17 protein-coding genes are annotated in these 19,910 nt (G+C 57.4%); 1 reads left to right on the top strand and 16 read right to left on the bottom strand.

What is annotated here, in order from left to right; all coding sequences use genetic code 11:
* Window positions 1–38: 38 nt before the first annotated feature.
* A complete protein-coding gene (locus NPS29_RS09915) occupies window positions 39–1,346 on the bottom strand; it encodes a lipid II flippase MurJ (protein ID WP_274132295.1) in 1,308 nt (435 codons plus the stop codon).
* Between the two features lie 511 nt (window positions 1,347–1,857).
* On the opposite strand from NPS29_RS09915, the gene NPS29_RS09920 reads away from it, so the two are divergent.
* Window positions 1,858–3,363, top strand: a complete 1,506-nt coding sequence (locus NPS29_RS09920; protein WP_274132296.1) for a hypothetical protein — start codon at window positions 1,858–1,860, stop codon at window positions 3,361–3,363.
* An 88-nt stretch (window positions 3,364–3,451) separates the two neighbouring features.
* Here NPS29_RS09920 and NPS29_RS09925 read toward each other — a convergent pair whose 3' ends face one another.
* From NPS29_RS09925 to rpsA, 15 genes are all read right to left on the bottom strand, one after another.
* Window positions 3,452–4,291, bottom strand: coding sequence for a class I SAM-dependent methyltransferase (locus NPS29_RS09925; protein ID WP_274132297.1), 840 nt, complete (start codon window positions 4,289–4,291; stop codon window positions 3,452–3,454).
* 243 nt (window positions 4,292–4,534) lie between these two features.
* Entirely contained in the window at window positions 4,535–5,554 is a 1,020-nt protein-coding gene (locus NPS29_RS09930) for an MraY family glycosyltransferase (protein WP_274132300.1), read from the bottom strand.
* Complete coding sequence (locus NPS29_RS09935) at window positions 5,551–6,534, bottom strand: UDP-glucose 4-epimerase family protein (protein ID WP_274132302.1); 984 nt, start codon at window positions 6,532–6,534, stop codon at window positions 5,551–5,553. Before NPS29_RS09935 ends, NPS29_RS09930 begins: the two co-directional genes overlap by 4 nt.
* The gene (locus NPS29_RS09940) at window positions 6,531–7,664 is read right to left on the bottom strand and encodes a glycosyltransferase family 4 protein (RefSeq protein ID WP_274132304.1); all 1,134 of its coding nucleotides are present in this window, start codon (window positions 7,662–7,664) and stop codon (window positions 6,531–6,533) included. The genes NPS29_RS09935 and NPS29_RS09940 overlap by 4 nt, the downstream gene beginning before the upstream one ends.
* A 95-nt stretch (window positions 7,665–7,759) precedes the next feature.
* Window positions 7,760–8,734 carry a hypothetical protein gene (locus tag NPS29_RS09945; RefSeq protein WP_274132305.1) on the bottom strand — a complete coding sequence of 325 codons (975 nt, stop codon included), beginning with the start codon at window positions 8,732–8,734 and terminating at the stop codon, window positions 7,760–7,762.
* A gap of 45 nt (window positions 8,735–8,779) precedes the next feature.
* A complete protein-coding gene (locus NPS29_RS09950; RefSeq protein ID WP_274132307.1) occupies window positions 8,780–10,069 on the bottom strand; it encodes a glycosyltransferase family 4 protein in 1,290 nt (429 codons plus the stop codon).
* A 1-nt stretch (window position 10,070) separates the two neighbouring features.
* Window positions 10,071–11,477, bottom strand: a complete 1,407-nt coding sequence (locus NPS29_RS09955) for a lipopolysaccharide biosynthesis protein (RefSeq protein WP_274132308.1) — start codon at window positions 11,475–11,477, stop codon at window positions 10,071–10,073.
* Complete coding sequence (gene rffA / locus NPS29_RS09960; protein ID WP_274132309.1) at window positions 11,474–12,604, bottom strand: dTDP-4-amino-4,6-dideoxygalactose transaminase; 1,131 nt, start codon at window positions 12,602–12,604, stop codon at window positions 11,474–11,476. Before rffA ends, NPS29_RS09955 begins: the two co-directional genes overlap by 4 nt.
* Window positions 12,605–12,686: 82 nt before the next feature.
* Window positions 12,687–13,709: an NAD-dependent epimerase/dehydratase family protein gene (locus NPS29_RS09965; RefSeq protein ID WP_274132310.1), complete on the bottom strand. Its 1,023-nt coding sequence runs from the start codon at window positions 13,707–13,709 to the stop codon at window positions 12,687–12,689.
* 59 nt (window positions 13,710–13,768) lie between these two features.
* On the bottom strand, window positions 13,769–15,046 hold the full coding sequence (tviB, locus tag NPS29_RS09970) for a Vi polysaccharide biosynthesis UDP-N-acetylglucosamine C-6 dehydrogenase TviB (protein ID WP_274132311.1): 1,278 nt from the start codon (window positions 15,044–15,046) through the stop codon (window positions 13,769–13,771).
* A 95-nt stretch (window positions 15,047–15,141) separates the two neighbouring features.
* Window positions 15,142–15,717 carry an acyltransferase gene (locus NPS29_RS09975; protein ID WP_274132313.1) on the bottom strand — a complete coding sequence of 192 codons (576 nt, stop codon included), beginning with the start codon at window positions 15,715–15,717 and terminating at the stop codon, window positions 15,142–15,144.
* A gap of 448 nt (window positions 15,718–16,165) precedes the next feature.
* Window positions 16,166–17,215 carry a Wzz/FepE/Etk N-terminal domain-containing protein gene (locus NPS29_RS09980; RefSeq protein WP_274132314.1) on the bottom strand — a complete coding sequence of 350 codons (1,050 nt, stop codon included), beginning with the start codon at window positions 17,213–17,215 and terminating at the stop codon, window positions 16,166–16,168.
* Window positions 17,216–17,350: 135 nt separating this feature from the next.
* A complete protein-coding gene (locus NPS29_RS09985) occupies window positions 17,351–17,602 on the bottom strand; it encodes a lipopolysaccharide assembly protein LapA domain-containing protein (RefSeq protein WP_274132315.1) in 252 nt (83 codons plus the stop codon).
* A 19-nt stretch (window positions 17,603–17,621) separates the two neighbouring features.
* Complete coding sequence (ihfB, locus tag NPS29_RS09990; protein ID WP_037011901.1) at window positions 17,622–17,921, bottom strand: integration host factor subunit beta; 300 nt, start codon at window positions 17,919–17,921, stop codon at window positions 17,622–17,624.
* Window positions 17,922–18,103: 182 nt separating this feature from the next.
* A complete protein-coding gene (gene rpsA, locus NPS29_RS09995; protein WP_274132317.1) occupies window positions 18,104–19,789 on the bottom strand; it encodes a 30S ribosomal protein S1 in 1,686 nt (561 codons plus the stop codon).
* Window positions 19,790–19,910: the final 121 nt, after the last annotated feature.

Below are 19,910 nucleotides of genomic sequence, written 5' to 3' on the forward strand. Positions count from 1 at the left end.
CCAAAAAACTCAGATTGTTTTCGAGAAACCGGCACACATCAAGACGTTCTTTCAGACTTTGCCCGTTTCAACGGATTGAGAAGCCAGAAGCCGACGAAAATGACCGCTGCAGGGCTTCCCAGCAGCGCAAGGGCCACTGACCTTTCATCCAGAAATTGCCGAAAGATGAAATATGAGCCGTACACACCCAGCAAACTGAACGCCGACATCATCGACATCAGCTTGGGCCGCGCCTGCGCCTGCCAAAGCTTGCCAAACACATTGCTCAAGATGATCAGGCCGATTCCGATCGTGAGCCAGAACCACAGACGCGTCACCTGATGCGCTGCGGCAGCGTCAAAACGCCCGCTGAACAGCAACGCAAGAACCGGCTCGCCGAGGAACAGCACGCAGAGCGGGCATATCACGCCCAGCACGATCGACATTAATGTCGCCTGCTTCACCAGAATCTTGATGCCCGCCTGGTCATTCTGTGAAACCAGTGTCGAAAATCGCGCAAGAATCAGGGTCGAACTCGACATGATCAAAAGCTGAACCACCGACATGTGCAACCGGTAGGCATATCCGAACGCCGAAACCACACCTTCGCCATATGATGCAGCCCACACTGGCGGTATCGAGGCGACGATATTGGAAAAGAAAATCCCGGGAAGAATCCACCCGCCCAGGGTCAACATGGACTTGCCCGATTCCAGAAAACTGCTGCGGGTCGGCAACCGGCCAAAAAACGAAAATGCGCTCAGGTGCAGGCCATAGATGCAGATCAGAAACTGCGCCAACAAACCGATCAGCGTGCCCAATACCATGCTGACCATTCCAAGTTCAGGAAAGGCAAACAGCAACAATCCGCCGATTATACCGTTGACGATGGGCGCCCCCGCCGCGTAGCCGAACCGGTCACGCATGGCGAGCATATAACCGGCACTGTCACCGGCCATGTTCAGCGGAATCAGAAAAGCAACTAACGGCAATACAAACAAGAAAGTATCGCGAACCGCCAATTGATTATCAGGCACAAAATAATGAGCCAACAACGGGCTGCCCAGTGCAATCGCAAGTGCAACAAGCACTCCGATCAATCCGCAGCACCAGAACACCGCACGTTCGAATGCCATGGTGGCGGCGGCATCCCCGGCGGCATGCAAGCGTGCCCGGACCGGGAAAAAACCTACCTGAAGCACGCCAGACAGAACGCCCGACAGAAAAGTCGGGGCGACCAGCGCCAGGTTATAACCGTCCAGTTCACTACCAACACCGAAGACGCCCGCAGTAAACCACAACTTGAAAAAAGCGGCCAACTGAGAACAGGCCGTCAATACCACCACTGCAATCAACTGCTGCTTCATTTAAAGAACCGCAACTAAAACAAAAACAAGCCAATAGAAGAGTAAAAATGCGCCTTTTAATTAAAGACTTAGCGCAGACTGCGCGCCCATACTGCCACAAGCATGGACCCTTGAGAAGCGTTCCATCTTCAAGGAAACATATTAACGCTCAGGTGCCAAGTGAAAATATCAGCCACATTGCCGAGGCCCTCAACAGCGGATCACCGGTCGCAGGCCACGCACAGAACATGTCACCCGCCATCTTTCGAGGCGCATCATTACCTCATCAAATCGCCTCTTCGCCCAGCATATTCGGGGATTAGAGCAGGTCTGCGAAAAACCCGATTGCAAGGGACAACAACTTGTTTCTGGAGTTCACGAACCACATCTCCTACAATCTGCCACCGACACGGGGTCAGCAAACGCGAAAAATCAGACATGGCAGTCTGCACAGTGCGCCCCGCAGTGAATCTGGCCTGGGTGAACGCGCTCTCGACACTAATTTCTGCCCCACGAATATCAACGGAAGACAATGAATTCAACGTTTTTGAGCCTGGCTGTAGTCGTCGTGGTGCTGGTGTTTTCAATGAAGATGCTGGCCGACAAAGAGATCCGGAAAACGGTTGCCTGCTGGACGCTGATCGGCATTTCGTTGGGGGTCTGCAAGAGCCTGCTGATCCAGATGACCCCGCAGTGGCTGGACACCCCTCTGGACTCGCTCATCTATCAACACCACGCCCAGGCACTGTTTCTTCACTGGACGGGCCAGTCCGTCGACGCGAATGTGTACGAGCTGGCGGGACTGCTCAACATGTGGACACACGGCGGGCATCCCGTCTGGCTACCCACTGACCAGATTCCCTACGCGGGCGTGTTCGGCAGCCACGAGTGGATATTCTCGGGCCTGCTTGGCCTGTGGACGCTGGCAGGCAACAGCCTTGCCTCGGCAATCATCGCCAACTCCATACTGACAGGCGCCTTCCCGGCCGCTGCCTATATCATTACCCGTGAACTGGGCGGGCCACCGAAGGTGTGCCACTTTGCAGCACTGCTGGTCGCCCTTGAGCCGTCCATCGCACTGAACAGTGCCTGGTTGCTGAAAGACACCCTGGCCACGCTGCTGTGCATGGTGGTCATCATCAGCGCCTGCCAACTGTGCAACAAGCCGACCCTCAAGTTCGCCAGTATCCTTGCTGTCTCGCTGGGCTTTCTGGCTGCGGTCAAGTACGTCGCGTTCATCTCCTTCTGCATGGTCTTCTGCGTGCTGGCGCTCTATTTTGTCGTGAAGAAGCCCAGGGCAACGGCAGCGGCCTTCGTTTCGGCGTCAATGGCGGCAGTCATGATATGGGGCGTGCTCTACTACGTGCCATTCGAGCAGAAGCTGACCCAACCGGCGACCGTGGCCACCGCGCCGCTTCCAGCGAAGGCCACTCCCGCCCAGGTAGAGCAGGTACTGACTGCCGCCCCTCCGGCAAAGACCACGCCGCCTGCTGCCCCAAGCGCAAGCAAGCCGACCGAAACGGCCTCGTTTTCGCTGACCACCACCGTAACGACCACCCTCAAGGCACAGGCCACCACCCTTCAGGGCCAGACCACTACCTTGACCGCCACGGCGAACGAGGAAGGGGCGGACGGCTCGGTGATCGGCTGGCGTTCCTACCTGCATGACCAACCCGTCAGCGCACTGGCGCGGGCCGTTGTTCGCACGCTGCTTGCGCCGTACCCATGGGTCGCCCTCACCCACGGCCTGGCCGGCAACAACCAGCTCGAGCTCTACATGCTGGCAGCGACGACCTGGGTCATCGCGCTACCGGGCACGCTGCTGGGGTTGATCATCATGGCCAGGAGAAACCTGAAAACCCTGATGCTGGTCGCGCTCCTGGGCATTATCGCCGTAGCCTACATCGTGTTCTTTGGCGAATGGAGTACGCGCCAGCGGGTATTCATGATGCCAGTCATGTACTCGTTCTCGGCACTCGGATGGTATTGGCTCTGGCGAATGAAAGAACGGCCACGGCTCAGACCAGCGCTGGTCTGAGACGGACCGGGACACGCAGAACAGGGGCTGCCGCACATCAGCAGCCCCAGACCTGAAAGAAAGCCGCCGGAACTTCCCGGCGGCTTTTTTATTGGGGAGAGGTTATTGCGCGATTCTTTTGAAACACGTATTCGTTGCAGCCCATCTTGCCGCCCACTGTTTTCAGTGTGCGCAACTCATAGCCCCGGTTTTTATAGAAGTCGAAGATCTGCCCAGGGCTGGAGACTTCAAACGGATAACCGCCCAACCAGTCGTAAAGGTCATACCAGACGTTCATTCCCCGAGGATAGGTCCTGTTCTTCAATACCTTCAGAAGTATGCTGGGGAGTGTTGGATACAGGCCGTGGATGAAAACGAAGAGCGGGCGGGTGAAGGAATACTTGTTGTAGGTCCTCTTGACGAAGGTCCAGTACCGGCTGACGAATGACTGGTCGTTGTACAGGGCTATGAACAACTTCCCCTGCTCCGCCACATTGGCGTCGACATTGGCCAGGGCTTCCCACATCTTGCCCGTATGGTGCAGCACACCCCACGAGTAGACGATATCGAAAGTCCCCAGGCCTGCCAGATACTGACGATCAAGCACCGAACCTGTCTGCACGTCCCAATCGCGGTCGGCAGGAAAATAGCGTCTGCGCAGTTCTACTGCGCACGCGACCGATTTGGGGTCATAGTCGAAGGAAACCACTTTTGCGCCCAGGCGCCGTGCCGCGAGGGAAAACAGGCCACTGCCACTGCCAATATCGAGGAATCGCTTCCCGGTCAGATCATCGACACCCAACATCTGCTTGAGGCTGTCGACGGCCTGCTGGATTCTTGATTCATCGAGCAACTTCAGGAAACGGGTCCAGTTTTCGCCAAACTCGAATCGTTCGCCGGTCTTGATTTCCTGTTCATGGGTGGGGGTAGTCGCACTAGCTTTCGTCATGTCACCGTCCTTGCAATCACGCGAGCTTGATTATTGTTAGTTGCTGAACATTCACCCTGCCAAGATAGCGCTGTACACATGTCCGATCGTACCGATCACACAAAGTGTTACAAAGTCTGGCAACCACCAGGGGCAATCGTTTCAGATAACGTCATAGCTGCGCGGATCGCAAGGAAAACCGCCAGTTGTCGATGAGCGGAACCCGTGCCTGGCTGGCCCGGGTCCCCATGGCCAATGGCCTGTCTACGCCGCCTTCTCGAGTTCGCCGGCGTGGTATTTGACCGCCAGCAGAACCAGCGGCACGTACGCCAGGACCAGCCCGACGATGCCATCCAGGCCCAGCAGCGCCACGCAGCATGCCACCGGCAGCAGCCAGAAGAGGTTGATCGCGGCAACTGCAAGCGTCACCGGCAAGTGCCTGCCGACCTTGCGCGATGCGTATTGATAGGCGTGGCTGCGGTGAGCCTCGTAGACCTTGTCTCCACGCAGCAGGCGACGGCCCAGGGTGAAGGTCGCGTCAACGATGAACACGCCCAGCAGGATCAACCAGGCCCAGAACAGCTGCGTGGAGGACCATGCTGCCTGAAGCGCGATGATGCCCAGTGCGATACCGAGGAACCCGCTGCCGGCGTCGCCCATGAAGATACGTGCAGGCGGAAAGTTCCAGTACAGGAAGCCAGCCACTGCCATGGCCAGCACCAGTGGCAGCCAGATCAGATCGGCGGCGCCACTGAAGCAGTAGATCAGAATCGCGCCCAGGCACGCACAGATCGCCTCGACGCTGGCGATCCCGTCGATACCGTCCATGAAGTTGTACAGGTTGAGCATCCAGACCAGATAGAAGGCGGCGAGCACCAGGCCGATCCAGCCCGGCTCGATGCTCACCCCGAACAGAATCACGGTCGGCAACCCGCCCATCCAGAACAACGCCCAGACAGCAGCCGCGAAATGCCCCAGCAGGCGCCATCTTGCGGCGATGTGACCGTGGTCATCCATGAAACCGATCACGGCGATCAGTGCCCCTGCCCCGCCGATGGCAATGACCTGGCTGGCTGTGGCCAGACCTGCCCCGTACAGCAGTGGCAGCGACGCGATGAACGAGACGACGATCGCCACCCCGCCACCGCGTGGCGTGGGGATGGTGTGCGAGCTGCGCGCGTTGGGGATATCGATGATGCTGCGGGCCAGGGCATAGCGACGCAGTTGCCAGGTCAGCAGCAGCGAAACGACGGCCACGAGGGGAAACAGTAACCAATAGATCATTTGTCTTGATGTTCCTGAAAATGCCTGGCGGCGAGCTTCAATGCATCATTCACCGCCAACGGAGGCTCCCATCCCAGCAGGGAGCGAGTCTTGCTGATATCAACTTGTAACGACCCGAAGAGTCGTTGTGAAAAGGCCTGTTTGCCCAGTAACCCGGCACCGGCGCGCAACAGGCTTTCTGGTACCGGCAACAGGCGCGCGGGCCGGCCAAGGGCCTGGGCCATCCGCCGCAGCAGATCGCTGGTGGACAGATCTTCTCCATCGCTGACCAGGAAGACCTGATTGGCAGCCGCAGGATGCTCGATACAGGTCACCACCAGATCCACCAGGTTGCCCAGCGCCACCAGGCTGCGTCGGTTGTGGATCGCTCCCAGCGGCAAGGGAACGCCCTTGTCGAGCCAGCGCATCATGCTCAGGAAGTTGGCCCTCACGCCCGGCCCGTAGACCAGAGGCGGGCGAATGATGACGACGTCCATCCCGGTGGTAGCGGCCAGTTCCAGCAAGCCCTGTTCAGCCTCGTGTTTCGAGATGCCATAGGGGTCTGCCGGCATCGGCGTGTCGTTCGCGGTATACGCCGAGGATGGGGGTGTCCCCTCCCCGTTCACCTTGATCGAACTGATAAAGATGAAGCGTTTCACACCCGCTTCTGCAGCTTCGCGAGCCAGGGTCAGGGTGCCCGCCACATTGACCTTCCTGAACTCGCTGAGCGGATCGGCGCTTTGGTCGTCCATCATGTGAACCCGGGCGGCCGCATGAATGACGGTCGAAACCCCTGCCAACCCTTGGGCCCAGGAAAAGTCCGGGGCCAGCGAGAACACCAGCCTGTTGACACGCGGGTCATCGGGCAAATGGGCATCTGCACGGCGAACGGCGGCAACCAGTTCGCCACTGCCGCGCTCGAGCAATGCCTGCAGCAAAGCCCCACCTACAAAACCGTTGGCGCCGGTAATCAGGATCTTGCCATCACGTTCCTGGCTCACGCTCGGGCCTCCAACTGCTGGTAGATGTGCAGGTGCGCATCGACGATCTTGTCGATGCCAAATTCTCTTTGCGCCAACTCCCAGCCGTTGCGTGCCAGCCGGGCGCGCAGTTCGGCATCCCTGACCAGGCGTTCGATGGCGTCCGCCAGGGCCTCGGCGTCCTGGACGGGAACCAGCAGCCCGGTGGTGCCGGGCTCGATGGCATCGCGACATCCCGGGACATCGGTGGTCACCACCGCCCGGGCGCACGCAGCCGCTTCGACCAGTACCTTGGGCAGGCCTTCGCGGTAGGACGGCAGCACGACAATGTTCGAATCGGCAAAGATCCCGGCAATATCCCGGCGATAGCCCATCACTTCCACGGTGCCGGCCTGACGCCAGACGTCCAGCTCCTGCGCCGAAATCGAGGTCGGGTTGCCCGGGTCGATGTCGCCCACCAGACGAAAGTGCACGGGCACATTGCGCTGCTGGAGAATTTGCGCGGCGCGCACGAACTCCCTTACCCCTTTGTCGTTCAACAGCCGGGCCGCCATGGCCACGACAACACGGTCGCCCACAGGCTCGTCACTGGCCTTGTAGAGGGACAGATCCACCCCCGAACCGCGAATGATGCAGGCCTTTTCACCCGACAGGGCGCCAGCCTCGATCAGCGTGTCGCGGTCGTCGGTGTTCTGGAAAATGGCGGTCAGGTTTCGCTTGCCCAGTGCAATGCGGTACAGGGTCGTGACCAGTGTCCGCACGATGCGGGCTTTCAAGCCCTGGGCCATGAAGATGAAACCCAGCCCCGACACCGCGACGACGACCGAGTGCACGCGGGCAATTCGAGCCGCTATACCGCCATAGATCACAGGCTTGATCGTCACCAGGTGGACCAGATCCGGTTTCAGTGAGCGAAACAGCCGCAAAATCGCCCAGAACAGCACCAGCTCCTTCAACGGGTTACGACCACTTCGATCCAGAGGCAGGGGGTGGTGTTTCAAACCCTGTGCCGTTATCTCCTCGACTGCGGCGCCCGGCATGGTCGCCACGTGGGTATCCCAGCCCATGGCACTGACTTTCAACGCGATCGCCATGCGATGGGATACGAAAAAAGCAGGGTCATTGACTACAAACAAAATACGGCGATTCATTGCAACTCCATTTACGTCCATCCGGCATCATACGTGACATCGCCATTGCTCTCGAGAAGGCCGAATTCAAGAGAGCGTGCATGCACAGCTCTTTTTCAGACCGCCCAGCCGAACCCGGGCAAGAACAGTCTCGGCAACCATTGCATGCAGAAGTAGAAAGCAAACATCAGATAGAAGGCCTGCTTGCGCCAGCCTGTCAGTTGCAGGGCAGCCAACATGATGAGGATCAGTCCGCTTTCAAAGATCCTCGCCCCGATCGGAAGCGCAAAGTAGCTGACCAGGTAGAACAGCAAGAGCCCCGCCTGAAAGCTGTTGGCTCGCAGGAAAGTGGGACCCTGCAAGATAAAGAGCGTGAAAAAGCCCAGCCAGAACACAAAGCCCAGGCCACTGATTTCCAACGCGGCGGACTGGTATTGATCACCCTGCCTGGCGCCCAATTGCGAGGCCAGCCAGAGACTCGTACCGGCCAGCAGCAAACTGACGATCAGGTAAGTGAGAAGCCGCAACCCGGCGGAGAAGTTGAACCTGACGAAAAAGCAGTTCAATGCGTAGAGAAAGATGACGAAAAAGAACGAGGCATGAATAAGCGGTGTCAGGCACAACAGCACGACCCGGGTGGACTTGCTTGCACCGAACCACGCCAGCAGGAACACCGCCACCGCGACGCCCTGTCTCAAGTGGATCACATGGTTCTTGAGGATCTGCGGGAGCAACAGGAACAGCACCAGGATAATCAGCGCACGGGGCTCGGTCTGCAACGTCAGGTAAGCGACCACGAACGACGATATGAAGATGATGATCCGCAGGACGCCCTTCGGGTCGGCCAGATTTCCCAGCAGTATGTTGATGCCCAGCCAGACCGGTTCATTGGTCAGGCTTCTGAGCCAGCCCTGGCTCAAGTTCGACTTGAACACGTTCACGGCGTCAATGGCGTACAGGATGTAGTTATCGCGATCGATAAACATGTCCACTGGCAGGCTTGCCAGGATGGCCGCGAAGACGAAAGCCAGGAACAGACACCTGTAGCGATGATGATGAACAATCGTCTGAAAGGTCACCGGTGGGTACATAAGGTTAGATCTCACCTTGAATAAATCCCTGCTCTATTTAACTGCTCAGCCACCGGCGGGTGTGCTGATAACATCGTTCAAGGTTTTCCCGCTCAGCCTGACCCCTATCGAAAACATCAGGAAGCTGGTGCCATACGCCAGGCGGAAAAGAAAGCCGCCTCGTTTCTGGATCTCGGCATCACTGAGTGGTGTCAACTTCAGGTCACGGAAGTTGTTCGAGCACTGCTGGATGGAAAACAGCGCAGCCTTCTCGACCTGCCGGGCGCTCAATTCACGCTTTTGCTCGGGCGACGAGGCGTAGTAGTCGAGCAACAGTTGCAGGGCTTGCTGTTTCGGGTACAGGCCATCTTCGTTGTACGAGAAACCGGGGATGTCGCTGAAGAAGCCATACGTCAGGGGCTCGTTGAGGTTCTCAATGCCAATGACGGACGGAACACCCGCACCCGCGGCTTCCACGATGGCAGTACCGGAGCCTACGAAGACGTCGAACTGGCTCACTTCGCGGACAAAATTCGAGTGCTCCAGATTACCCTTCAGGCTGACATACTCCTGAATACCCAATGCATCGATCTTGCTGGCCATCTCTTCTTTCTGCGGCCCTTCCCCATAGATGACATATTTCGCGGGGATCTGCTGGTCACGCAGTGCCTTGACGACATCCAGCATCCAGAAGTTGTAACTCTTGAACGTCACCAGCCTGCCCACACTGCCCAGCACAAATTCAGGCACGGGTGCGCGTTCGTAAGTCTGCCGGGTGTTCAAATCGATGACACCCAACGGGAACACATTCACGTCGGCGAAACTCTGCTGGTACTGGCGTTGGTAGAAATCCACCAGCACTTCATTGAAGAACAGCAGGTTGTTGCGCTGCAGCACCTGGGAAAACAGCCGACGATTGCATCGCTCGTAGTGCGGCAGACGGGGGGCGCCCCAGCAGTACTCGAGCGAATGATAAAGTCCCATGCTGATGGGCACATTGACCTTGGCCAGCGCCATCAGGCGAAATGCAAAGTGCGCACAGAACCCGTTGGAAACATGGACTGAGTCAACGGTTGCAAATGCATCCTTCACGGCTTTCCTGTTCAACGGAAGCATGGAGGACAGGTGAAACGGCACCCGGCGGGTCAAGGGACCCAGCACAGGGTTGATCCAGTCGGTCAGGAAATAGACGTTTGCGTAAAGACGCGCCTTCTCAACCAGTTCCGCATTACTTTTAGACGGAGGGCTCAACAGGAGAATACTGGTGGGCAGATGCTGGGCAGCCCTCTCCTTTGCCAGGCGCACGAAGAATGTCTCAATCCCGCCAATCGCCAACGAACCATGGATTAGAAGCATATCAATCAAATTTCCGTATATACAAAACCGACGCCACCAGGCTATGCCGATAAGCAATGAGACAGGTGACCAAGGCAAAAACCCACATCACAGGCGAATAGGAACCCAGCAGCGTCCCTGCCAATGCCTGGGCACAGGCCATCGCAGTCACGATAAGGGCGCAGAAGTAAAAACGTAGTCTTGGCATATATTTCCACACCCGGATCGATGCTTCCGTGCGAAACACCACGTACGCATAAAACGAAATCGCCGAAGCGGCAGCAGCACCGGCAGCGCCGTGGGCTGGAATCAGCCACACGTTGAGTCCGGCATTGATCAGCAGCGCGAGCAACGTCACCAGAGGCGCGAACCTGGTGGCATTGGAGATGTTGATTCCAACACCTGTCGCCTCTGCAATCATGATGAACAACGGCGGTAGAAGGCAGGCCATCAGGATGTACTCGATAGCGCCATAACCTGCCGGCAGAAAGTAAGGCACGCACCACGCGAACATGGCGACGATGCACACCAGCACGAAGGAAAAGACCTGAAGGCCTTCACTCACCTCGACAATCCTGTCGACCGAAACGCCTTCTGCCACCCATCTATAGATCATCGGGTGCCAGATGGTCGAAAATATTTGCTGAAACAGGATGGCAATACCGGCCAGGGTCGACGCCAGGGCATACACGCCCAACTCCGAGAGCGAGGAGTACGCCTTGACCATGATCCGGTCCATGAAGCTCAGCCCCCAGAAGGCGATGCCATTGATCACCAGAGGCAGGCCGAACGACAACAGGGTGCTGATACTCGCCTTGTCGACGGGCGCACCGAAGTACCGGGTAAGACTGGGCCGCAAGTAATAGAACATGATCGCGACCGCCATGCCCCAGCCCACGACTTGCGCTATCACCAGATAGGTGAAGTTCTTGTACTCGGGAAACAGGTAGACGGCCGCGACCATCCCCAGGATCAGCGCCTTGGGGATGATTCGGGTCAACGAGTACGCGAACGGCATTTCCTTCATCCGCAGGAACACGGACAGGAAGCGTTCGAGATACAGAATCAGCAGGGTCAGCGCGGCCAGTCCGTACAGGGCAAAGCTGTCCAGATCGAACAGCAGCCCCGACAGCCTGTCACCAAAGCAGGCCAGCACCGCGACGAGCACCAGCAGCAGCACAAGGCCCGGCACAAGGCAGGTCTTGGCCAGCCGCTCGCCGCCCTGCTCCTCGTTGAACCGCCTGACGTACGCCTGATCCAGGCCCAGGCTCAGTCCGACGACCGCTAGCGACAGCACGACCTGAAACAGTGCGATTCGACCTACATCCTCCTGACTGAAGAACCATGCCATGACCGGCAGGGTGACCAAGCTGAAGAAAGCGCCAAGTACCGTACCGGTGGCATAGACAGCAACAGCCTTCAACTTCAACTGAAGAACCTCTCCAGTTGCGAGGCAATGTGTTGCAAGTCGGTCGAACTCAGGCCGTAGAAGATCGGCAGCCTGATGAGCCGTTCGCTTTCCAGGGTCGTGTAGGTGTCCTGCCCATGGAAACGGCTGAACCGAGGCCCGGCGACCGCGGTGTGCAAAGGTACGTAATGGAACACTGCGTAGACACCGTTCTCGGACAGATGCTTGAGCAGTGCCGTCCGCACGTCGATGTCCTTCACCTTCACGTAAAACATGTGGGCGTTGTGTTCGCAGCCCTCTGGCAGCGTCGGCAGCTCGATATGCCCGGCAGCCATCAGCGGCGTCAGAAGCTCATGGTAGGTGTTCCATGTCGCCAGTCTGTTGCGCTTGATCTCGTCGCACTTCTCAAGTTGCCCCCACAGGTATGCGGCCTGCAAGTCCGAAGGAAGGTAACTGCTGCCCACGTCCACCCAGGTGTACTTGTCGACCATTCCGCGGAAGAACTGGCTGCGGTTGGTGCCCTTCTCACGAATGATTTCCGCCCGGTTGGCGAAGTCTTCGTGATTGATGATGAGCAACCCGCCCTCGCCGCCGCTGGTGTAGTTCTTGGTCTCGTGGAAGCTGAACGCACCCAGGTGACCGATGGTGCCCAGTGGACGGCCTTTGTAGAAAGACGTCATGCCCTGTGCGGCATCCTCGACGACGTAGAGGTCATGGCGCCTGGCGATGTCCATGATGGTGTCCATTTCACAGGCCACGCCGGCGTAGTGAACAGGAACGATCGCCTTGGTCCGGGGTGTGATGGCCTGTTCGATCAGCGTCTCGTCGATGTTCATCGTGTCCGGGCGGATATCGACGAACACGATCGTGGCGCCGCGCAGTACGAATGCGTTGGCCGTGCTGACGAAGGTGTAGCTGGGCATGATGATTTCATCCCCAGGCTGCACGTCGATCAGGATCGCCGCCATTTCGAGCGAATGGGTGCACGAAGAGGTCAGGAGTACCTTGGCGCAGCCCAGGTCTTCTTCGAACCAGGCCTGGCATCGCTTGCTGAATGCACCGTCGCCGGAAATCTTGTCGCTCTTGATGGCAGACAGAATGTACTGGTCTTCGTTACCAGTGTAGGGAGGGCGGTTGAATGGAATCATGATTCGGTCACTATCATTATAATTTTTGCTTTTTCCGTAGAGAGGGCCAGGTTACCGCTGAAAACCTGGCCCCTTATCGAACTTACAGGAAGTCGATATACCACGGCATGGCTTTGGCAATTCCTTGCCCGATGTCGAAATCTGGCTGATACCCCAGGATGCGGGTGATCTTGCCGATGTCCGCTTGGGAATGACGGACGTCGCCGGCACGGAAATCGCGGTATACAGGCGATTTGTCGTAGACCACGCCGTTCGCACCCAGGTTCAGTTTGATCAGGTCGAACAACTGATTCAGGTCAGTCCTGCCGCTGACTGCCACGTTGTAGACCTGATTGCGCGCCTGCTCATCCTCGGCGACCGCTGCCAGGATGTTGGCCTGCACGGTGTTCTCGATGAAGCAGAAGTCGCGGCTGGTCTGGCCATCGCCATTGATGAAGACGTCTTCATTGTTGACCATCGCCGACGTCCACTTCGGAATCACGGCGGCGTAGGCACCATCCGGGTCCTGGCGCTTGCCGAAGACGTTGAAGTAGCGCAGCCCGATGGTGGTGAAGCCGTAGCTCTTCGCGAACACGTCGGCGTACAGCTCGTTGACGTACTTGGTCACAGCGTAGGGCGACAGCGGCTTGCCAATCACGTCCTCGACCTTGGGCAGGCCGGGATGGTCGCCATAGGTGGAGCTGCTGGCCGCGTAGGTGAAGCTTTTCACCTTCGCGTCACGGGCAGCCACCAGCATATTGAGGAAGCCGTCGATATTGGTCGCGTTGGTCGTGATCGGGTCATTCAGGGAACGCGGAACAGACCCGAGCGCAGCCTGGTGCAGTACGTAATCGACCGAGGCACAGGCGCGGTGGCAATCATCGAGCGTGCGGATGTCGCCCTCGATGAAGGTGAAGTTGCCCCACTGCTCCGGACCCACCTGCGACTTGACCTCATCGAGGTTGCGCTGATGGCCGGTGGCGAAGTTGTCCAGGCCGACGACGGTCTGACCCAGCTTGAGCAGGGTCTCCAGCAGATTCGACCCGATGAAGCCGGCCACCCCGGTGACCAGCCATTTTTTCGGTTCTGAAGCAAGGGACTTCAAAACCTCGTCATATCGACTCATGTTTACCTCTTGAACCAATCATTCAGCGTGACAGATACACGCAATTTGAAACACCCGGATTACAGACGGATATCCGATTCTTCAGCCGTCAGCAGGTATTTCAAGTCGTAGAGAACGTGTTCCGCCTTGCCGAACTTGCGAATCCGGGCCGCGCCCAGTTCACGGAATTCATTGTGCGCCACGGCCAGGAAGATGCCGTCGTACTGGCCCTCTGCAGGAGCAGTGACCGGGGTGATGCCGTATTCATGCTGCGCTTCTGCGATATCGACCCATGGATCGAAGACGTCCACGCTGATGTTGTACTCAGCCAGTTCCTGAACGATGTCCACGATGCGGGTGTTGCGCAGGTCCGGGCAGTTTTCCTTGAAGGTCAGACCCATGACCAGGACGCGCGCGCCCTCGACATGGATGCGGCGCTTGAGCATGGACTTGACCATCTGGGAAACGACGTAAGCGCCCATGCTGTCGTTGAGGCGACGGCCAGCGAGGATGATTTCAGGGTGGTAGCCGATGGCCTGGGCCTTGTGGGTCAGGTAGTACGGGTCAACGCCGATGCAGTGGCCACCGACCAGACCTGGACGGAACGGCAGGAAGTTCCACTTGGTGCCGGCTGCCTTCAACACTTCTTCGGTGTCGATGCCCATCTTGTTGAAGATGATGGCCAGTTCGTTGATGAGGGCGATGTTCAGGTCGCGCTGGGTGTTCTCGATGACCTTGGCCGCTTCTGCAACGCGGATGCTGCTGGCCTTGTGAGTACCGGCGATGATGATCTGGTTGTAGAGCTGATCGACCACTTCGGCGATTTCAGGGGTGGAACCGGAAGTCACCTTCTTGATGGTGGTGACGCGGTGCTCCTTGTCGCCCGGGTTGATGCGCTCGGGGCTGTAGCCCGCGAAGAAGTCCACGTTGAATTTCAGGCCCGAGACGCGCTCGAGTACCGGCACGCAGTCTTCCTCGGTCGCACCCGGGTAGACAGTCGATTCGTAGATGACGATGTCGCCGGCCTTCAGCACCTTGCCGATGGTCTCGGATGCACGGATCAAGGGGGTCAGGTCAGGCTGCTTGTACTCGTCGATCGGAGTAGGCACCGTGACCACGTAGGTGTTGCACTGCTTGAGCTGTTCCAGGTCGGCGCTGTAGACCAGGTGTCTGGCCTGCTTGAGTTCTTCTTCGCTGACTTCCAGGGTCGAATCCTGCCCGGCGTTCAGGGCATCGATGCGGGACTGGTTGATATCAAATCCCACCACCGAGCGGATCTTGCCGAACTCCACGGCAAGCGGAAGTCCTACATAACCCAGGCCCACGATGGCCAACTTGATGTTTTCGATACTTTTCATTCTATAGCCTTAAGTCAAATCTTTAAGTGTTTACGCCCCTGGTCGCTGCGCATCAGCGAACCATGGGGGGAATGTGTGCCGCTGACGGCACCTTCCTATGAATTGCCCGCCAGAGCCTGTTCCTCGAGGAACAAGGGCTCCAGTTCCAGAATTCTTCTCTCCCTGTCCTTGACCCTCCTGGCCGGTATCCCCGCGTACACACCCCATGGGGCGGTGCTTTTGGTGACGAGCGCCATGGCGCCAATCGCACAGCCTTCGGCAACCGTCACACCTGGGAAGACGACAGCGGAGGCACCAATGATCACATGCTTGCCCAGATGCACGGCGGCAAAGGTCTCGTTCTTGAACTTCTTCGACACCAGGGAGTTGGTCATGGTGTGACCACTGTAGTCGTCAGACTGCGAAAAGACCTTGACGCCATAAGCCAGCGTACAGAAGTCTTCGAGGAAGACACCGGGCACTCCTCCGGCGATCAGGCACATGGGCGTAATATGGTTATATTTGCCCAGCCGCACGTTGCCTGAAATCACGCAGAAGTCATCGATACGGGAGTAGTCTCCTATCTCGATCTGGTCGGCATTGTAGATGCACGCCTTGTCACTGATTTTCACGTGCTTACCCAGTTTCCTGAAGCCTGCCTCGGCCAACTGGGAGTCCGTAAGATAAGCCATCCTGTCATACCTTCAGATCATGAATTTGATAGCAGCGAGACCATAATCGTTATTTGTTACGGCTATTGGCCGAACATTGCCCGCTTTCTTCAGCCCGTTCCGCCTGCACGCCACATCAAGGAAGATACGTGCCTGCGGCCGCCGTCGCCAAAGTCTGAACACATGACGCCGAACTGCCGGACATTATGCCTTCGATTATCTGAAAGAGTTGGTCGCCGATAAATATTTCGACCGTTGCGCTCCCGCCCATTACACAATTGCCCCGCCCGGGTTACAGATGCCGGATCATTCATGGCGCATTGACATCTCTTTACACTACACCATGGCAACACTGCACATAAGGGTGCGCAAGCTTACAGAGCACTTGACCGACTGTTTGGGCAAAAATCTTACAAGCCATGTCGGCCAGCCAGACATTCATCCAGCTAGCCGACATGCTCCTTCAGGCTCAACTTATCTTGCGGCGGCCCATCAGGAAATAACGGGCCAGGGCCAGGAATACACCCAGACCCGCTCCGCCCAACACGCCCATCGCGAGAATCAGGCGCTTGCGCGAACTCATCGGCTGGGTAGGTACATCGATTGAACCGTCAAGACGATACAGGCGAACACGCTCGGGATTGATCTGGAGATTGTCGATGAAGCGCTCTTTCATCTGCAGGGTCCGCAGATTCGGGATGAAGGGGTCACCGGACTTGCGCTCCGACAGCACCTGGATCTGCGCAGCGAGGGCCTTGGTCCCGCGCATGTAACTGAGCTTGTCATTCACGAGAGCATCCACCTGGGCCTTGCCCGATGCCGAGACAGGGGCCGGATTCTCCAGACCCATCGCCTGCGCGACAGACAGGGCCTCCTGAAGACGAGTGATCTCATCTTCGCGCGTCTCGCTCTCGATTTCGCGCAGATGAGCGATGTCCCGGGAAATATCGGCCAGGGCCACGGTGGTCTGACGCCCGCTCCATGCGATCACTTCCGGAACGGCTACCTCCTGGGCCTCGAAAATCATGGCCTTGATCACTGCGGCGGCCTGCGCCGGGTCCTGGCCTTGAACGGTGATCGCAAAGCGTTTGTCCAGCTCGGCACCGACAGGCGAAACGGTCACGGATTTCAGGAAGCGTTCATAGGCCGCCTCCCGGGACTCACCGTTAGCCGCAGCGGCGTTGGCGGGCAGGACGACCCGGTCAAATACGGCCTTGCGCGTTGCCTCTGCCTGAAGCTCACGCGTGTAGACGTCATACATGTCCTTGTCGGTAAAGGGCTTGAGGCTCAACTCCTCACCGCGGCCCTTGTTCATCTCCTTGATGTCGTCATTGGTCGGAGGTAATAGATACCCTCGCGCCTCGTACACCGGCTTGATCTGCGACACATAGGCGGCCGCGATCAGCGTGCAGACGACAACGGCGGCCAGCACGAGCACTTTCTGCTGCCAAAGCACCGTCAGTACTTCCATGACATCGATTTCGTCAGTTGTTTTTTCAGTCGATGAGCTATTTGCCATTGTGGCTGGCCTTGTCCTAACGTGTGGGGTCAAGAAATCGAAGAACGCACAGCGCTGCACCTCTCGAGCGGGGGGCACAGACGTGGACGGCAACGAGTATTGAAAATGTGTGCTGCGCGGCAGCCGCAGCCATGTCTAAACCTGACGAGTGGCGGGAGCCCTCGGGGTGGATTTTCTATTAAGTTTCATCAGGCATGCCAGAGCAGGCCCAATCGCCATGCCCAGCAACAACGCCAGTATCACCGGTACAGCCACCGAAAACTCGGGCGCCGACCAGCCAAAGAACACCAACGCCACCGGCTGCTGGTTTTCAAGCATGAATACTACCGTCGCCGAGACGATCAGCACGACGACTATAAAAAAAACCAGGCGTTTGAGATTTCGCATTCAGCACTCCTTTAGAACGCTATTGGAGCTCATGCTCCTCCTCTTCGTTCACCCGATCACGCAATTCCTTGCCGGGCTTGAAGTGCGGGACGAACTTGCCGTCCAGACTGACCGACTGTCCGGTCTTTGGATTGCGGCCTACACGAGGCGCGCGGTAATGCAGGGAAAAGCTGCCAAAGCCCCGTATCTCGATACGGTCGCCTGTGGCGAGGCATTGCGACATCTGCTCAAGCATGGTCTTGATGGCCAGCTCCACATCCTTGGATGAGAGCAGTCCTTGATGGGTGACAATTCGTTCGATCAACTCCGACTTCGTCATATTTTTCCCTTCTTTTTCAAGCAGCTAGGTAAAGCGCTTTGAAGGTTTTAGCATGACCGAATGGATTTGAACAGCCCCACTGCCCCACTTATGTGATCACTTGCGCCTGGTGATTGCCGAAAAAAACACCGCCCACAAAAAAGGGCGACCGAAGTCGCCCTTTTTCAATGGTCAGACAGAACTCAGTTCTGTTTTTCCATTTGAGCACGCAGCAGGTCACCCAGAGTGGTAGGACCAGTGTTTTCTGCGGTTTCAGGCTTGCTACGCAGGCTCTGAATGGCTTCTTTCTCGTCTTCAACGTCTTTCGACTTGATGGACAGAGAAATCACACGGCTCTTACGGTCAACGCTGATGATCTTGGCTTCGATCTCTTCGCCTTCTTTCAGAACGTTACGCGCGTCTTCAACGCGGTCACGGCTGATTTCGGAGGCTTTGAGGGTAGCTTCGATGTCGTCGGCCAGAGTGATGATGGCGCCTTTGGCGTCAACTTCTTTAACGGTACCGCGAACGATAGCGCCTTTGTCATTGACAGTGACGTACTCGGAGAACGGATCGCTTTCCAGCTGCTTGATACCCAGCGAGATGCGCTCACGCTCTGGATCAACAGACAGGATCACGGTGTCGAGCTCGTCGCCCTTCTTGAAGCGACGTACGGCTTCTTCGCCCACTTCGTTCCAGGAGATGTCGGACAGGTGAACCAGACCGTCGATGCCGCCGTCCAGACCAATGAAGATACCGAAATCGGTGATCGACTTGATGGTGCCGGAGATCTTGTCGCCCTTGTTGAACTGGCCAGAGAAATCTTCCCATGGGTTAGATTTGCACTGCTTGATGCCCAGGGAGATACGACGACGCTCTTCGTCGATGTCCAGAACCATGACTTCCACTTCGTCGCCAACCTGAACGACTTTCGATGGGTGGATGTTCTTGTTGGTCCAGTCCATTTCGGAAACGTGTACCAGGCCTTCCACGCCTTCTTCCAGCTCTGCGAAGCAGCCGTAGTCGGTCAGGTTGGTTACACGCGCGGTAACGCGGGTGCTTTCCGGGTAGCGAGCCTTGATAGCAACCCATGGGTCTTCACCCAGTTGCTTCAGACCCAGGGAAACACGATTGCGCTCGCGATCGTACTTCAGGACTTTTACATCGATCTCATCGCCAACGTTGACGATTTCCGATGGATGCTTGATGCGCTTCCAGGCCATGTCGGTGATGTGCAGCAGGCCATCGACGCCGCCCAGGTCGACGAATGCGCCGTAGTCGGTGAGGTTCTTGACGATACCCTTGACTTGCTGACCTTCCTGCAGGGATTCCAGCAGAGCTTCGCGCTCGGCGCTGTTCTCGGCTTCCAGGACACTGCGACGGGAAACGACAACGTTGTTGCGCTTCTGGTCCAGCTTGATGACCTTGAATTCCAGCTCTTTGCCTTCCAGGTGCGTGGTGTCGCGCACTGGACGGACGTCAACCAGAGAACCTGGCAGGAACGCACGGATGCCGTTAACGTCGACAGTGAAGCCGCCTTTAACCTTACCGTTGATAACGCCCTTGACCACTTCTTCAGCTGCGAAAGCCGCTTCCAGAACGATCCAGCACTCAGCACGCTTGGCTTTTTCGCGGGACAGTTTGGTTTCGCCAAAGCCGTCTTCGACCGCGTCCAGCGCAACGTGAACTTCGTCACCGACCTTGATGGTCAGCTCGCCAGCTTCGTTGTAGAACTGCTCGAGCGGGATGACGCCCTCGGACTTCAGGCCAGCGTGTACGGTAACCCAGTCGCCGTCGATATCGACAACCAGACCGGTGATGATGGCACCTGGCTGAAGGTTGAGGGTCTTCAGGCTTTCTTCAAAAAGTTCTGCAAAGCTTTCGCTCATTTTAATTCCTGTTGGATAAGGGCGAAGTAGCCGCCCATCTGCCACGTTCCAGACCACGTGGGTTTCGTTCATATGAAAGAAAGCCTACGGGACTATGACTGGTCTTCCCGTATGGCTTTCT

Source organism: Pseudomonas putida (assembly GCF_028682175.1).
GTDB classification, from domain to species: domain Bacteria; phylum Pseudomonadota; class Gammaproteobacteria; order Pseudomonadales; family Pseudomonadaceae; genus Aquipseudomonas; species Aquipseudomonas putida_AD.